Raw genomic sequence first — 13547 nt, forward strand, 5'->3', positions numbered from 1 at the left:
ATCCGGCTTGGGAGCAGTGAGGTGCAGTCATGGGTGGACGCGTTGAGGGCAAGGTTGCGTTTATTACCGGCGCGGCCCGCGGCCAGGGACGCAGTCACGCGGTGCGTCTAGCCCAAGAAGGCGCCGACATTATCGCCGTCGACATTTGTAAGCCAATCAGCAGCAACAGCGAGATCCCGCCATCGGTACCGGATGACCTCGCTGAGACCGCCGACCTCATCAAAGGTTTCAACCGGCGAGTCGTGACCGCCGAAGTCGACGTGCGCGACTACGACGCTCTTAAGGCGGCAGTCGACAGCGGTGTCGAGCAGCTCGGCCGCTTGGACATCATTTGCGCCAATGCTGGAATCGGCAACGGCGGCCAGACCCTAGACAAGACCAGCGAAGGCGACTGGCAAGACATGATCGACGTCAACCTCTCGGGAGTCTGGAAAACCGTCAAAGCCGGTGTTCCACACCTGATTTCGCAAGGGCAAGGTGGATCCATCATCCTGACCAGCTCGGTTGGCGGCCTGAAGGCCTACCCGCACACCGGTCACTACATCGCCGCCAAACACGGCGTCGTGGGCCTGATGCGTACCTTCGCCGTCGAACTTGGCCAACACTTCATCCGCGTGAACTCCGTTCACCCCACCAACGTCAACACGCCGATGTTCATGAACGAGGGAACGATGAAACTGTTTCGGCCCGATCTGGAGAGTCCCGGCCCAGATGATCTCAAGGTCGCCGCGCAGTTCATGCACGTCCTCCCGATCGGATGGGTCGAGCCCCTGGACATCAGCAACGCGGTGCTGTTCCTGGCCTCCGATGAATCCCGTTACATCACAGGTCTTCCCGTCACCATCGATGCGGGGAGCATGCTGAAGTAGGCTCCTGCGTCAGCTCGGCTAGGACTTCTGAGGTGCCAAAGCTATCGGCGAGCAATCGCAGGTAGAAACTACCCGCCACTTCCCGTCTGTGCTGTTGCCGGCGGCGGCCCCGGCAGTGGAACACCAGGTGGAGGCCCGGGCAGGGGCAGCGCATTGGGATCGATCCACGGTGGCCGCACGGGATTATGCAGCGGATCGAGGGTGTAATTCATGCGATACGGGTCCCCAGGCACCGGTGGCTCCGGCATGCTCGGCTGCCCCCAGTGGGTCCCCAGGAACAGTCCCCGCCTGAGCCGTGGAATCGTCAGGTCGAAATCGAAACTAACATTGAAGTAGTCGCCTCGGACTGCTCGGTCGACGAAGTTCTGGGTGAACGGGAACACAAAGCCCGCCGCGATCGCCGCGCCGAACTCCGGTCCCACGTCGGCGAGTGCCTTGAGGGTCGGCTCCAAGTTCTTCAGATTCTTGACCAGGTCGTCCTGCGCGTCGTTGACCAACCGAGTCGCGGTGTTGCTGAACACGCGAAGGTGATCGAGAGCCGCCGTCAGCCGCGGGCGCTCCTTGATCAACACATCCAGCGCGGGCGGGATCTTGCGCAGCGCCTCGGTCAGCACGTCGCGCTGCTCGGCGAAGGTGCCGGACAGCCGGTTCAGCGCCCGGATGGACTCAACAAGGTTGTCCCGCTGATCGTCCAGGGTCCCCACGAACGTGTCGAGGCGAGTGATCAGATCACGCACCGCGCCCTCGTTCCCGGACAGGGCGGCAGAGAAATTGTGGACGACCTCCCCGATCTGTCCCAGTCCTCCGCCGTTGACGACCGCGCCCAGCGACGACAGGGTCTGCTCGGTCGACGGATAGGCGGTCGACCGACTCAGGGGGATCGTGGCGCCGGGCTGCAGCCGTCCGCTGCCCGACTGCCCGAGTGGGGTATTGAGCTCGACATGCATCGACCCCAACAGGCTGGTCTGACCGACGCTGGCCACCACATTGGCCGGCACGACCACATCGCGCTTCACTGAGATCTCAACATCGGCATGCCAGCCCTGCACCCGCATCTCGCCGACACTGCCGACGATGATGTCGTCGATCATCACCGGCGAATTCGACTCCATCGTCCCAACATTCGGCAACTCGACGTGATAGATGGTGGCCCCCGGCCCACGTCCGACCGCGCCCGGCAACGGCAGCGAATTCAGACCATGAAATGCGCATCCTGTCGCCGTCAACACCACACAACAGCCCACGACCAACACCCGCCGAACCACAACCCGGGCGATCATTGTTGTGGCAGAAGCCGCGACTGGCGTTGCCGCACTTGCGGTTTCAGACCGGTCAAAGGGGCGGGGCCCGGGGTGATCCGTCACTTTCCTTTTCCCAACCTCTCCTAACCTGATGGGTTGAAGGTGCCGTCGGAGCCGTAAATCGACAGCGAAACCAGCAGCTCCTCGCCAGTGCGATTACGGCGGGATTAGTGGACCTATCGGTGTGGTGGCCGTCGCGGCGACGAGCAGTCCGGCAAGCTCAGCCGGCCGACTCAGGAACGGTGAATGCGAGGAGTCGATGGTCAGCGGTTCGACGCCAAGGCGCTTGATCACAACATCGGAGAGCCACCGCGGCTTGGAGCGATCCTGCAGGCACAGGATGTAGCTGCGGGGCAGGTCGGCTGCCCAGAAATGGGGTACCGATACGGGCGTGGTCGTCGTGTCGCCGAACCGCTCCGGGCACAACCGCTGAAACGCCCATCGTGCGGTTTGCTCGTCGCAGTCGTGGTAGAAGTACTTCCACGCGCCTTCGAAGGTGGCGAAGCTCATGGCGCCGTCGTCGCCAAAATGCAAGTGGCCGAACATCTCTCCGACGTCGGCGTCAAACGAACCGTCCTCGGAGTTGCGCATCGCCATCGCCTCGGGATAGGTGCGACCCTCACGAGGCAGCGCGGCCGCCAAGTAAATGATGTGGGCGACGAGGTCACTGGCTGCATCTGCGGCCAAGGTGATGTCGAAACCACCTCCGGAGTGGCCGACCAGAACATCTCCTGGCTGTAGAACGCCAACGATGGCGTCGCGTCGGTTGGCAAGCGTGGATTCCTCGTGAAGGCGCGTGCCGTGGCCGGGAATGTCGACGGCCACCGCGTCGTGCCCGAGGCGGTTCAGTTCGGGGATGGTCCGCTCCCAGCACCATGCAGCGTGAAAGCCGCCATGCACGAGAACGAATCGCATGAGCCCAGACGGTAACACGATTTCTACAAATGTAGGAATAGATTACTACGATTGTAGAAAACTCCTGGCGTGCGGGTCGGACGCTATCGGTCGGGGCGGATCGGTCAGAACTGGCCGTTGTGCACGTGATGGGAGGCGGCGACTCCGGCGACCAGCGCGTGCAGCAGCTGGGTGAGCTCCTCGGCGCTGTCGACGCCCGGATGTCCAAATACCTGCCGGACGATCACGCCGTTGATGAAGGTCGTGATCGCGCGGGCCTGCTTCTCCACGAGAGCGCGATCGACAGGGCCGGGCTGCAGCTGTGTGACGGCCTCTTCGCTCAGCGCTACGAAACCCGCAATCGCGTCCTCAATGGCCCGCTGCAGCACTTCGTCTCGGTGCGCATGCAACGCCAGTTCGTAGCGCGCCCGCGACCGATCCAGGCCGGGCCCGGTCGCCGAACGGATCACCATGTCGGCGAGTAGTGACAAAGTGGTGGCGGTCGTTGTGGCCTCCGCCAGTGCGCGCCGTTGCATGACGGTTTCGAATTCGGCAGCGTCCAGTTCGGCCACACGCTCAGCAGTTGCACGGAGCAACGCCGAACGGGTGCGGAAATACGATGACGTCGTACCGTCGGGCAGCCCTGCCTGTTGCTCCACTTTGCGGTGCGTGAGCCCCTTGGCACCTTCGTCGGCAAGGAGTTGGATCGCGGCATCACACAGAATGCGGCGGCGCCCTTCGACATCAGCTTTCCGCTTCATAGCAACGCGGGCAGTGTATCTCAGCCAATCGTGACCCGGGAGGTCACGGCGACGGGGCTGGCCAACGCCTAACCCTTCCGCCACCGCCAAAGCTGCAACGGTTAGTTCTCGGGAGCCGGCTGAAAGTCCCAACCCGGATCGGCATTCCAACCCGGATCCGATTGCGAGCTCCAGCCCGGATTCGTCGGGAAAGTCCCCGGATCCGGTTGAGGGGCCCAGCCCGGATCCGATGGGTCGTCTGTGGCGAAGCCAACGCCAGCGAGAGGCGGCGCTGCGAGATCGGTGGCCGGGGCGCCGGGCTGCGCCATGTTGAGCAGCGCGAGCGCCGCGATGGTTGCGGCCCCGGCGAAGATCACTTGCACCGCACGTACTTGTCGACGCCGACGGGCGGCTGATTGTTTTTCCTGCGCGGGGTGGTCGATGGCTGTTTTCATGCTCTACTTTTATGCTCGGCTGCTAGTCGCGGGCTGGGCGACGGCTAGCAGTCGGGTGTGAGCCCGCAATGGCGAGAATCGCAGGTGGGACTGGCTTTCACGGGTGACTGAACCCTTACCCGCCGCCGCGCTCGGTTGCCGCATCGCCCCAGTGGTGTGCAGGCAAATGGCATCCACCCCGGCGTTCTGGTCAATTCCCTGCAATTGGAACTTACGATCCTATTTACTGTGACCCAGCTCACGCAGTGGTCGCCGGCAGTGGGCTTCGTGCGGCAGAGAAGGTGGGAGGGGCGAACCAATGGGGTGGCTAGCGGCGTGGTGGCGACAGGCCGACCACTTCGATTGGCTGACAGGCTATTTGCAAGCCCACGGGCTGGGTGTCAACACCCGCAGGCTGATGGCCGGGGTGGCCGCCTCGTTGGTGTTGGTCCCGGCCAACGAGTGGGTGGGCCCTGCCCCCGCCTACCGGCCTGCGGCGCTGGCGTATTCCGTGCTGGCGGCCGCGATCGGAATTAGTATGGCGGTGCTCTGGCTGCGCGGGTGGCCCACTCGGCGCCAGTCCCTTTTCTTCATTCTCACCGGCAGCGTGATCATCGCCATCGGCTGCGTGTGGCAACCCGAGCCGTTGGTCGCCCTGATGGCGTGCTCGGCGCTGGCCGTTCCCGGCGGCTATATCGCGTTCTTTCACACCGCCAAGTACATGGCCCTGAACTTTTGGCTGGCCATCGCAATTGCTGCCTGGCAAGCAGCGCTGGTGGCCGGTACCGGTCAAGTGGTCCTGGCGTTTTCCGGCTTCTTTCTGGTCATGGAACTCAACGTGATCGTCCCGTGTGCCATCCAGATCGTGGTGCGCGCACTTGGGTTGGATTTACTGCGAGCCAACTGCGACCCGCTGACCGGCCTGCTGAATCGGCGGGCCTGCGATCGGGCCGTCGTGGGGCGGATGCTGGTCAGCTCCGCCCACATGTCTTTGGTGGTGGCGATACTCGATCTGGACCGCTTCAAGATGCTCAACGACACGCACGGGCATGCCGCTGGCGATCAAGCGCTCGTCGCGGTAGCCGGCGCCTTGAACGCTGCCTGCGGCGACACCGCTGTCGTCGGTCGCGTCGGCGGCGAGGAATTCTTGGTCGCCGACATCGTGACCGCCGAACAGAAGCCCGACTGGGGTCGACACCTCTGCGATGCCGTCGCCGCGACCAGTGCGCCGGTGACCGCCAGCGTCGGAATCGCCACCCTGGCGTTGCGCAACATCGCCTCCCACCATGCCCACCAAGCGTTTCGCCAGCTGGTTGCCGACGCCGACAACGCGATGTATGAAGCCAAACGGTGCGGGGGCAACCAAACTCGCCGTCATGAGGTTGGCGTCTGAGTCAGCGGCGAAATCGTCGGGAGACGAGCTTGGCGAACTCGACCGTGGAGCGGCGGACGGATTCGAGTTCCAGTGACACCAACAGCGTGTCCACCATTGCGAACGGCAGCGTGGTGGCGACGGCCCCGCGGCCGTACTCGATGTGCCAAGAGCCGGGATGAATCGTGAGACCCCTCGCGCGGCCCCTCTCAAGGCAGGTGTGTTCACCGGGCATCAGCGTCATGGGTCTCGTGTCGTCGGTCTCGAGATCGTAGGAGTCAATTCGCCCGGCCATCAGGAACTTGTGGATGTCCACGTGCTTGTAGCGGCCCGAAAAGCCTTGTGTGCCAGTGGGTGAACCGAAAATAACGATGTACTCACGAGGGCCGAAGTAGAGAAAGCGGACCTTGCCGAGGATCCCGCCGGCCTTGCTGCCCACCCATCGGCCCGGGGTCGGATCGACGAGGTCTGGATATTCAGCGGCGATCAATTCGATTGCCCGCGTGATCAATTCGCCGTCCTCCAGCGGTAGGCCGACGACTTGTTCGGCGATCTTGTGCAGCGAATCCGGATCGATCTTGTAGGGCATCAGTCGTCCTGTCTCACTTGCGCACTAGCCCCTTGGGCCGGATCAGCCCGAGGTCGAAATGGGTGAGCCAACCGGATGACGCATCGCAGACATCGGGTATCGCGTTGATTGCGCCCATCGCGGTCCAGTTGTAGCCGGGATGAGCCATGGTGCCGTCCGGCCCGTCGACGCCTTCCAACGTCAATTCGCTTGGCGGATCACCGTGGATGACGATCCGGTACCGCGTCTTGCCCCAATCCCACGCGGGCTCGATCCGGTCGGGACCACTAGTCAGGTATATCCCGTGGAAGACGATGAGCGGTCTGCCGTCGACCCAGGCCGTGTACTCGTGATGCTGGGCTGCGACGGTGCCGCGAGGTATCGTGCCGAGGTCGTGCGGGATGTCCTCGGTCGCGGCGGCGGCTCTGACATCCGAGGTCACTTCGTCGATCCGCACCCCAAGGCCGTCGGCGATCATGTACATCGACTGCGCGAAGAACGGCGTGCCGAGGCCGAGAATGGTTGGCTCGGTGAGGAACTTGTCCATCTCCTTGCCGAAGCCCAGCCAGTCGATGTGGTCGAGCGGGGCGTCGGTGAGCACGTTCACCACTTCGTAGACTTCGAGCTTGTCGATCCTGCTGGTTACCCGGGCGAGTGTCAGGGGCAGGATGTCGCCTGCGTAGCCCGGATGGATGCCGCCGCCGTGAAACGATGTGCCGCCGTCCCGGCAGGCCTGCCGAATCTTGTCGCCGTCGGCCGCGAAATCTGGTGAGGGATAGAAGAATCCGCTGGTGGTGACGACGTTCTTACCCGAGCGCAGCAATCGGCAGACCGTGTCGGTGTCCATGATGATCGGCGTGTAGAACACGCAGTCGGCGTCCGTCGCGACGATCGCGTCGATGTCGTCCGTCGCGGTGATGCCGATCGGCGCGATCCCCGCGATCTCGCCGGCGTCCTTGCCGACTTTGTCCTGGCTGTGCACCAGCACCGCGACGAGATCGAATACGGGGTTCTCGGCGAAGTGCCGCACGCCTACCTGCCCGACATCGCCGGTCATCCACTGAATGACTCGATAGGTTCGGTCAGACATCAGGCTCCTTTGATTGACTTGAGTCAGAAGCATATCGGCACACTGTGCTCGCCGGGAACGGCATTCCAAAGAACCTGACCGCATGCAACGGGGTAGCGGCATTCGAACAGGCACCTGAATTCTGACTGAAGTCAGCTTCGGCGACGGAAACCCGTTCAAATCTCTCGGTCACCGCGGCCGCCTGAGTGGGTATGGTTCGACGATGACGCCGAGCGGCGCAGCGCGACAGCGGCGGGACGCGCCGGTCATCAGGGCCGACGAGTCCGACGCCACGCGTGGGCGCCCGCGCGACATGCAGCGCCGCGCGGCGGTCATCTCCGCCACCCGTGAACTGTTGATCGCCAACGGCTACGACGAAATCACGCTGGCCGGCGTCGCGCGTCATGCCGGGGTGTCTCGGCCCTTCGTCTACGAACACTGGGGCAGCAAGTTCGCGCTGGTTGAGGACGCCATCTTCTCCGTTCCCGGCGAATATCCCGCGGTCGACGAACTCCCCTTCGCCGACGCGCTGACCAGCCTGATCACCGGCATGGTCCGCGTCCAATCGGATCCCGCCTACCTGGCCGGCATGCCGGGCGTCGCGTCCGTGCTCTACAGCCGGCCCGACTTGGTCGAGCAGGTCGAGGCGCGGTACATGGCCCCGATCCGGGCACTGTGGGTCCGACTCATCGAACGCGGAAAAGCCGAGGGTCTGGTGCGGTCCGAGGTCGACGGGAGTGCGTTGATGGACACCATGCGCGGTGCCGTCACCCTGCACACGTCGGTGAACAAGGCGCTCGGAGAAGCCGAACTTATCGCGCATCTGAAGTCGTTGATCATCCATGGGATCAGCGTCAAGGAATGATCGTCGAATATTTTCCTTACGTTGTGTAAGGTAATGGCGCCATGGTTGATCGCTGCGATCGACGGTGGCCGTTGGCGGGTGCGGAGGAGGGCTCGGAGACCTTGACCAAGAACTCGCTGCACGCACTGTTCGACCTCACTGGCCGCACCGCCATCGTCACCGGTGGCACACGCGGCATCGGGCTGGCCATCGCCGAGGGGTTGGTCGAGTGCGGGGCCAATGTGGTTGTCGCCAGCCGAAAGGCCGATGCGTGCGCCGCGGCGGCCGACAAGCTGCAGGCGCTGGGCGGCGGCCGGGCCGTCGGTGTCCCCACGCATCTGGGGGACCTGGACGCCATCGATCGTCTCGTCGAAGCCACCGTCGCGGAGTTCGGCGGGCTCGACATGGTGGTCAACAACGCCGCCAATGCCCTGTCGTTGCCGCTGGGCGAGTTCACCGCGGAAGCGTGGTCGAAGTCGTTCTCGGTCAACCTGCAAGGTCCGGTTTTCCTGATCCAGTCGGCGTTGCCGCACCTGCGCAAAAGTGAGCACGCGTCGATCCTCAACGTCGTCTCCGCCGGCGCGTTCATTTATTCGCCGGCGGTGTCGATGTATTCGGCGGCCAAGGCCGCGATGGTGTCGTTCACGCGGTCCATGGCCGCGGAGTTTGCGTCGCAGGGGATTCGGGTCAACGCCTTGGCGCCCGGGTCGGTCGACACCGACATGGTGCGGGCCAATCCGCCGGAGTTCATCGAAGTGATGAAGTCGTCCGCACTGCTGAAACGGATTGCCGACGCCGCCGAAATGGTGCCTCCCGCGCTGCTATTGCTCTCCGACGCGGGAAGCTTCATCACCGGGCAGACCATCATCGCCGACGGCGGCATGGTGGCCCGGTAGAGCGGAAGGGACACTCATGACCGGCACGGACAGCGCGACACGTGAAGCCAACAAGCAAACGCTGCGGCGGGCGATGGACGGTATCAGCGCGCTCGACCTCAACGCGGTCGTCGGCGAACTCCACGACGACGTGCGCTTCGAATTACCTTACGAGAATGCGGTTCCGGACTCCGGCCAGGACGGCATCCGTGACCTGCTCGGGTCGATGTTCGTGATGTTCGAAAAGTTCACGATCACGCTCACCGACATCTACGACCTGCTCGACCCGAACATGTTGGTGGCGCGCTATCGCGGCGACGCCCTGGGGCGAGCCAAGCCCGTTGTCTACCAGAACGACTACATCGGCGTGTTCGAGTTTCGCGACGGCAAGATCACGCTGTGGCGCGAGTTCGACAACCCCATGGTGTCCGCCGCGATGGTCGCGGAGTTCGCCGACGACGCCGGGGCGACCTCGTGAAGACCGGCACGGCGATCACCGTCGAGCGCCGTGACGCCGGGGCGATCGCCATCCTGACGATCAACCGTCCGCAGCGCCGAAATGCCTTGGACTCACAGACTCTCGTCGACATGCATCGACTGTTGGACGGACTCAACGGCGATCCCGCGCTGCGCGCGATCGTGGTGACGGGCAGCGGCGTCTCGTTCTGCTCCGGCGCCGACCTGAAGTCGCAGCCGGACGATCTCTGCGACAGCGCGGGTGTGCCGTACGCCGAGCTGCGCGCCGCGGCGACCTCGACCGTCGCCGTCACGATGGCCGCACAGGAACTCATGGCCTCGGCTTTCGAGAAGATCCACCGGCTGCGGGTCCCGGTTATCGCGGCGGTCAACGGCTTCGCGCTGGGCGGTGGTTTCGCGCTGGCGTTGGCGTGCGACATCCGGTACGCCGCCGAATCGGCCACGTTCGGTGCAGTTTTCATCCGGCATGGGGTGTCGGCATGCGACATGGGCACCAGCTACTTCCTGCCCCGCCTGGTCGGAGCGTCGCGGGCCGCCGAACTGATGCTGACCGGACGGGTTTTCGACGCGGCGGAAGCGGTCACCATCGGATTGGTCCTCGAGGTAGTCGACGCGGCGAAGTTGCTCGACACCGCTATCGCCAAAGCCCGTGAGATAGCGCAGAACTCGCCGTTGGCGGTCTGGATGACCAAGGAAACGATGTGGCAGACCATCGACTCCCCAAGTCTGCGCCATGCGCTCGACATCGAAAACCGGACGCAGGTGATGTGCACGGGCACGGGGGATCTGGCCAACTCGTTCGCCGCCTTCCGCGACGAAGGGACTGCCCGGTGGAACCCATTGTGAGCAACGCAGAAGCGCATCAAGGAGACTGAGTATGGCGAATTCCCTATGTGAGCGACTCGGTATCGAGTTCCCGCTATTCGCGTTCTCGCACTGCCGCGACGTGGTCGCCGAAGTGAGCAAGGCTGGCGGCTATGGGGTGCTGGGGGCGTTGGCCTACAACGCCGAGCGCCTCGAGGTCGAGCTGTCCTGGATCGACGAGCACGTCGGTGGCCGGCCGTACGGGGTGGACTTCGCGATGCCGGAGAAGTTCGTCGGCAAGGGCGAGCCCTACAGCCTCGATGCGCTGCGTGAACTCATTCCGTCGACCCACACCGACCACATGGAAAAGGTGCTGAGTAATCATGGCGTGCCACCGCTACCGGAGGATGCCGAGCGGCGAGTGATCGCCGCGGGCCTCGGGGTCGAGGCGGAAGGGCCGGGCCAGGTAGAGGTCGCGCTTCGGCACCCGGTGTCGATGATCGTCAATGCGCTTGGTCCGCCGCCGGCATACGCCATCGAGGCCGCGCACGAAAAGGGCGTCCTGGTGGGCGCATTGAGTGGTTCGCCGCGCCACGCTCGGCGCAATGTCGATGCGGGAGTGGACGTGATCATCGCCCAGGGCGGCGAGGCCGGGGGACACACCGGCGAGATCGCCACGATGGTGCTGGTGCCCGCGGTCGTGGATGAGGTCGGGCCGGACATCCCGGTGCTGGCTGCCGGGGGCATCGGTAATGGCCGGCAAATGGCCGCCGCGATGGCCCTTGGCGCACAAGGAGCTTGGACGGGTTCGTTGTGGCTGACGGTCGCCGAGGCATCGACGGAACCGTGGGTCGTCGAGAACCTGTTGAAAGCCGGGTACTCCGACACGGTGCGCTCGCGCGCGATGACCGGCAAGCCGGCCCGGCAGATCCGCACCGAATGGACCGAGGCCTGGGATGGCCCCGACAATCCCGCGCCACTGCCAATGCCGTTGCAGGGCATTGTGTATGCCGATGCATCCGCGCGGTTCATGCGGGCGCGGTCGAGCGCGTTGTCGGGCTCCCCGGCGGGGCAGATCGTCGGGTCGATCAACAAGGTGCGGCGCTCGCGCGAGGTGGTTCTCGACATCGTCGAGGAATGGCTGGCCACCGTGCGGCGACTGGCGGAAGACGACTGAGGAGGAATCGCTGTGGTCACCATCAACAACGACATCCGGGACATCGACACCGGCATACCCATGACGCGGTTCGCCCGCGGCTGGCACTGCATCGGCCTGGCCGAAAACTTCCGTGACGGAAATCCGCACGCGATCAACGCATTCGGCACTCGCCTGGTGGTGTTCGCCGACTCCGACGGCGAGCTGCACGTCCTCGATGCGTATTGCCGCCACATGGGTGGCGACCTGTCTCAGGGGACTGTCAAGGGCGACTCGGTGGCATGCCCGTTCCACGACTGGCGCTGGCAGGGCTCGACCGGACGTTGCTCACTGGTGCCCTACGCCAAGCGCACACCCCGATTGGCGCGGACCCGGCGTTGGCCTACCGGAGAAGTCAACGGCCAACTGCTCGTCTGGCACGATCCCGAGGGATCGACGCCCGCCGCCGAGATCTTCCCGCCGACGATCGACGGGTACGCCGAAGGTCAATGGTCGCCGTGGTCGTGGAACTCGCTCCTCATCGAGGGGTCGCACTGTCGTGAGATCGTGGACAACAACGTCGATATGGCCCACTTCTTCTATATCCATCGCGCGTACCCGACGTTCTTCAAGAACATCATCGAAGGCCACACGGCGACCCAGATCATGGAGTCAAAGGCCCGCCCCGATACGACGGCGAACTACGACAAACTCTGGGAGGGCACCAAACTGCGCTCCGAGGCAACGTATTTCGGCCCCGCTTACATGATCAACTGGTTGCACAACGACGTGGCGCCGGACTTCACGATTGAAGTGGCGCTGATCAACTGCCACTATCCGGTCTCCCACGACTCGTTCGTGTTGCAGTGGGGCGTGGCGGTCCAGGAACTCCCCGGTCTGCCGGCGGCCAACGCGGCCAAGCTCGCCGGTGCCATGAGCCGATCCTTCGGCGAGGGCTTCCTCGACGACGTCGAAATCTGGAAGCACAAGACGCGTATCGAGAACCCGTTGCTCACCGAGGAAGACGGCGCGGTGTATCAGCACCGGCGCTGGTATGAGCAGTTCTACGTCGACGCCGCCGACGTCACCGCGGAGATGACCGACCGCTTCGAAATCGAAGTAGACACCAACCACGCCAATAAGTTCTGGCAGCGCGAGGTTGCCGAGAACCTCGCGGCGACCGCGCGGTAGTAGCCGCCTCCTCCGACAAGGGAGGAAATATCTTCTGGCCGTGCCCCGTCGTTCGCTCCATGCTGGATGGGGTGAATTCGACGAACGTCGCGCGGGTCGCGATCACCGGGGGTACTCGCGGCATCGGCCTCGCCATAGCCGAGGCCTGTGTGCGCGCCGGGATGACGGTAGCGATCGGCGCCCGCAATGGTGACCAAACTGCCGCATTGGCAGACCAATTGGGTGACCGCGCAGTAGGGTTCGCCCTCGATGTACGCGACGGCGGACAGTTCGACGCCTTCCTCACCCGCGCCGAAGAACACATCGGCCCACTGGATGCGCTCATCAACAACGCCGGCATTCTGCACACCGGCAGCTTCGTTCACGAAGACCCCGTCGACACCCAGCGGTCGCTGGATACCAATCTGTCCGGGGTGATGATCGGCACCCGGCTGGCCCTGCGGCGTTTCCTGCCCCGTGGGCATGGCCACATCGTGAACATGGCTTCCGCCGGCGGAGAAGTCGCCCTGGCGGGCGAGGCCACTTATGCCGCCAGCAAGCATGCGGTGGTGGGGTTCACCCGTGCGATCCGGGCCGAAACGCGCGGCACCGGTGTGCGAACGACCATCGTCTTGCCCGGATTCACCGACACCGACATGTGCGTCGGACTCGAAATGCGGCGCGGGATACGCTTAATCAGCCCCGATGCGGTTGCCGACGCGATCGTCGGCGCGCTTCGCACCGGAAAAGAAGAGCTTTACGTTCCACGGGAGCTCCGCGCAATCGCCAAACTCGTTGCCGGAACGCCGCCGTGGATCGCAGACCGTGTGAAACGCGCCTTCGGTCTCGACGAAATAGTCTTGCGTGCCGACCCGACAGCACGCAGCGGCTACCTCCGGAGCGTCGAGCAGCCGTCCTGAAACCCATGCGGATACTGTTCAGTTGCGTTCCCGGGCATGGACACCTGATACCGCTGTTGCCTCTTGCCCGGGCTT

Annotated in this window: 15 protein-coding genes; 9 read left to right on the forward strand and 6 right to left on the reverse strand. The window is 64.2% G+C overall.

All coding sequences use genetic code 11. The features are described 5' to 3' along the window. Positions 1 to 29: 29 nt before the first annotated feature. Positions 30 to 869 carry a mycofactocin-coupled SDR family oxidoreductase gene (locus tag LMQ14_RS01050; RefSeq protein ID WP_267733030.1) on the forward strand — a complete coding sequence of 280 codons (840 nt, stop codon included), beginning with the start codon at positions 30 to 32 and terminating at the stop codon, positions 867 to 869. A gap of 68 nt (positions 870 to 937) precedes the next feature. On the opposite strand, the gene LMQ14_RS01055 is transcribed toward LMQ14_RS01050, so the two are convergent. The 4 genes from LMQ14_RS01055 to LMQ14_RS01070 form a co-directional block, all read right to left on the reverse strand. Beyond that, the gene (locus LMQ14_RS01055) at positions 938 to 2149 is read right to left on the reverse strand and encodes an MCE family protein (protein ID WP_267733031.1); all 1212 of its coding nucleotides are present in this window, start codon (positions 2147 to 2149) and stop codon (positions 938 to 940) included. Positions 2150 to 2326: 177 nt separating this feature from the next. Continuing rightward, a complete protein-coding gene (locus LMQ14_RS01060; protein WP_267733032.1) occupies positions 2327 to 3085 on the reverse strand; it encodes an alpha/beta fold hydrolase in 759 nt (252 codons plus the stop codon). Positions 3086 to 3189: 104 nt separating this feature from the next. Beyond that, positions 3190 to 3825, reverse strand: a complete 636-nt coding sequence (locus tag LMQ14_RS01065) for a TetR/AcrR family transcriptional regulator (RefSeq protein WP_267733033.1) — start codon at positions 3823 to 3825, stop codon at positions 3190 to 3192. A gap of 101 nt (positions 3826 to 3926) precedes the next feature. After that, positions 3927 to 4259, reverse strand: coding sequence for a hypothetical protein (locus tag LMQ14_RS01070; RefSeq protein WP_267733034.1), 333 nt, complete (start codon positions 4257 to 4259; stop codon positions 3927 to 3929). A 298-nt stretch (positions 4260 to 4557) separates the two neighbouring features. On the opposite strand from LMQ14_RS01070, the gene LMQ14_RS01075 reads away from it, so the two are divergent. Beyond that, positions 4558 to 5631, forward strand: a complete 1074-nt coding sequence (locus LMQ14_RS01075; protein ID WP_267733035.1) for a sensor domain-containing diguanylate cyclase — start codon at positions 4558 to 4560, stop codon at positions 5629 to 5631. 1 nt (position 5632) lies between these two features. Here the strand turns inward: LMQ14_RS01075 and LMQ14_RS01080 are convergent, their stop codons facing one another. Continuing rightward, positions 5633 to 6199 carry an isomerase gene (locus tag LMQ14_RS01080; protein ID WP_267733036.1) on the reverse strand — a complete coding sequence of 189 codons (567 nt, stop codon included), beginning with the start codon at positions 6197 to 6199 and terminating at the stop codon, positions 5633 to 5635. Between the two features lie 13 nt (positions 6200 to 6212). Continuing rightward, positions 6213 to 7268: a dihydrodipicolinate reductase gene (locus tag LMQ14_RS01085; RefSeq protein ID WP_267733037.1), complete on the reverse strand. Its 1056-nt coding sequence runs from the start codon at positions 7266 to 7268 to the stop codon at positions 6213 to 6215. A gap of 202 nt (positions 7269 to 7470) precedes the next feature. Here LMQ14_RS01085 and LMQ14_RS01090 point away from each other — a divergent pair, with 202 nt between their 5' ends. The 7 genes from LMQ14_RS01090 to LMQ14_RS01120 all read left to right on the forward strand — a co-directional run bounded on the left by LMQ14_RS01090 (position 7471) and on the right by LMQ14_RS01120 (position 13472). Further along, positions 7471 to 8112: a TetR/AcrR family transcriptional regulator gene (locus LMQ14_RS01090; RefSeq protein WP_267733038.1), complete on the forward strand. Its 642-nt coding sequence runs from the start codon at positions 7471 to 7473 to the stop codon at positions 8110 to 8112. A gap of 101 nt (positions 8113 to 8213) precedes the next feature. Next, positions 8214 to 8987 (forward strand): SDR family NAD(P)-dependent oxidoreductase, encoded by a 774-nt coding sequence (locus LMQ14_RS01095; RefSeq protein WP_420714727.1) that lies wholly within the window; start codon positions 8214 to 8216, stop codon positions 8985 to 8987. A 16-nt stretch (positions 8988 to 9003) separates the two neighbouring features. Next, the gene (locus LMQ14_RS01100) at positions 9004 to 9444 is read left to right on the forward strand and encodes a nuclear transport factor 2 family protein (RefSeq protein WP_267733040.1); all 441 of its coding nucleotides are present in this window, start codon (positions 9004 to 9006) and stop codon (positions 9442 to 9444) included. Then, positions 9441 to 10289, forward strand: coding sequence for an enoyl-CoA hydratase/isomerase family protein (locus LMQ14_RS01105; protein WP_267733041.1), 849 nt, complete (start codon positions 9441 to 9443; stop codon positions 10287 to 10289). Before LMQ14_RS01100 ends, LMQ14_RS01105 begins: the two co-directional genes overlap by 4 nt. Before the next feature lie 31 nt (positions 10290 to 10320). Continuing rightward, the gene (locus LMQ14_RS01110) at positions 10321 to 11424 is read left to right on the forward strand and encodes a nitronate monooxygenase (RefSeq protein WP_267733042.1); all 1104 of its coding nucleotides are present in this window, start codon (positions 10321 to 10323) and stop codon (positions 11422 to 11424) included. Between the two features lie 60 nt (positions 11425 to 11484). Beyond that, entirely contained in the window at positions 11485 to 12573 is a 1089-nt protein-coding gene (locus LMQ14_RS01115) for a Rieske 2Fe-2S domain-containing protein (protein WP_267735727.1), read from the forward strand. Between the two features lie 71 nt (positions 12574 to 12644). After that, the gene (locus tag LMQ14_RS01120) at positions 12645 to 13472 is read left to right on the forward strand and encodes an SDR family NAD(P)-dependent oxidoreductase (RefSeq protein WP_267733043.1); all 828 of its coding nucleotides are present in this window, start codon (positions 12645 to 12647) and stop codon (positions 13470 to 13472) included. Positions 13473 to 13547 lie beyond the last annotated feature (75 nt).

The organism is Mycobacterium sp. Aquia_213 (assembly GCF_026625985.1).
Taxonomy (GTDB): Bacteria; Actinomycetota; Actinomycetes; order Mycobacteriales; family Mycobacteriaceae; genus Mycobacterium.

Bases quoted from the DNA above. Each gene is read 5' to 3' on its own strand.
- LMQ14_RS01050 (WP_267733030.1), top strand. From the start codon at position 30: ATGGGTGGACGCGTTGAGGGCAAGGTTGCGTTTATTACCGGCGCGGCC.
- LMQ14_RS01055 (WP_267733031.1), bottom strand. From the start codon at position 2,149: ATGATCGCCCGGGTTGTGGTTCGGCGGGTGTTGGTCGTGGGCTGTTGT.
- LMQ14_RS01060 (WP_267733032.1), bottom strand. From the start codon at position 3,085: ATGCGATTCGTTCTCGTGCATGGCGGCTTTCACGCTGCATGGTGCTGG.
- LMQ14_RS01065 (WP_267733033.1), bottom strand. From the start codon at position 3,825: ATGAAGCGGAAAGCTGATGTCGAAGGGCGCCGCCGCATTCTGTGTGAT.
- LMQ14_RS01070 (WP_267733034.1), bottom strand. From the start codon at position 4,259: ATGAAAACAGCCATCGACCACCCCGCGCAGGAAAAACAATCAGCCGCC.
- LMQ14_RS01075 (WP_267733035.1), top strand. From the start codon at position 4,558: ATGGGGTGGCTAGCGGCGTGGTGGCGACAGGCCGACCACTTCGATTGG.
- LMQ14_RS01080 (WP_267733036.1), bottom strand. From the start codon at position 6,199: ATGCCCTACAAGATCGATCCGGATTCGCTGCACAAGATCGCCGAACAA.
- LMQ14_RS01085 (WP_267733037.1), bottom strand. From the start codon at position 7,268: ATGTCTGACCGAACCTATCGAGTCATTCAGTGGATGACCGGCGATGTC.
- LMQ14_RS01090 (WP_267733038.1), top strand. From the start codon at position 7,471: ATGACGCCGAGCGGCGCAGCGCGACAGCGGCGGGACGCGCCGGTCATC.
- LMQ14_RS01100 (WP_267733040.1), top strand. From the start codon at position 9,004: ATGACCGGCACGGACAGCGCGACACGTGAAGCCAACAAGCAAACGCTG.
- LMQ14_RS01110 (WP_267733042.1), top strand. From the start codon at position 10,321: ATGGCGAATTCCCTATGTGAGCGACTCGGTATCGAGTTCCCGCTATTC.
- LMQ14_RS01115 (WP_267735727.1), top strand. From the start codon at position 11,485: ATGACGCGGTTCGCCCGCGGCTGGCACTGCATCGGCCTGGCCGAAAAC.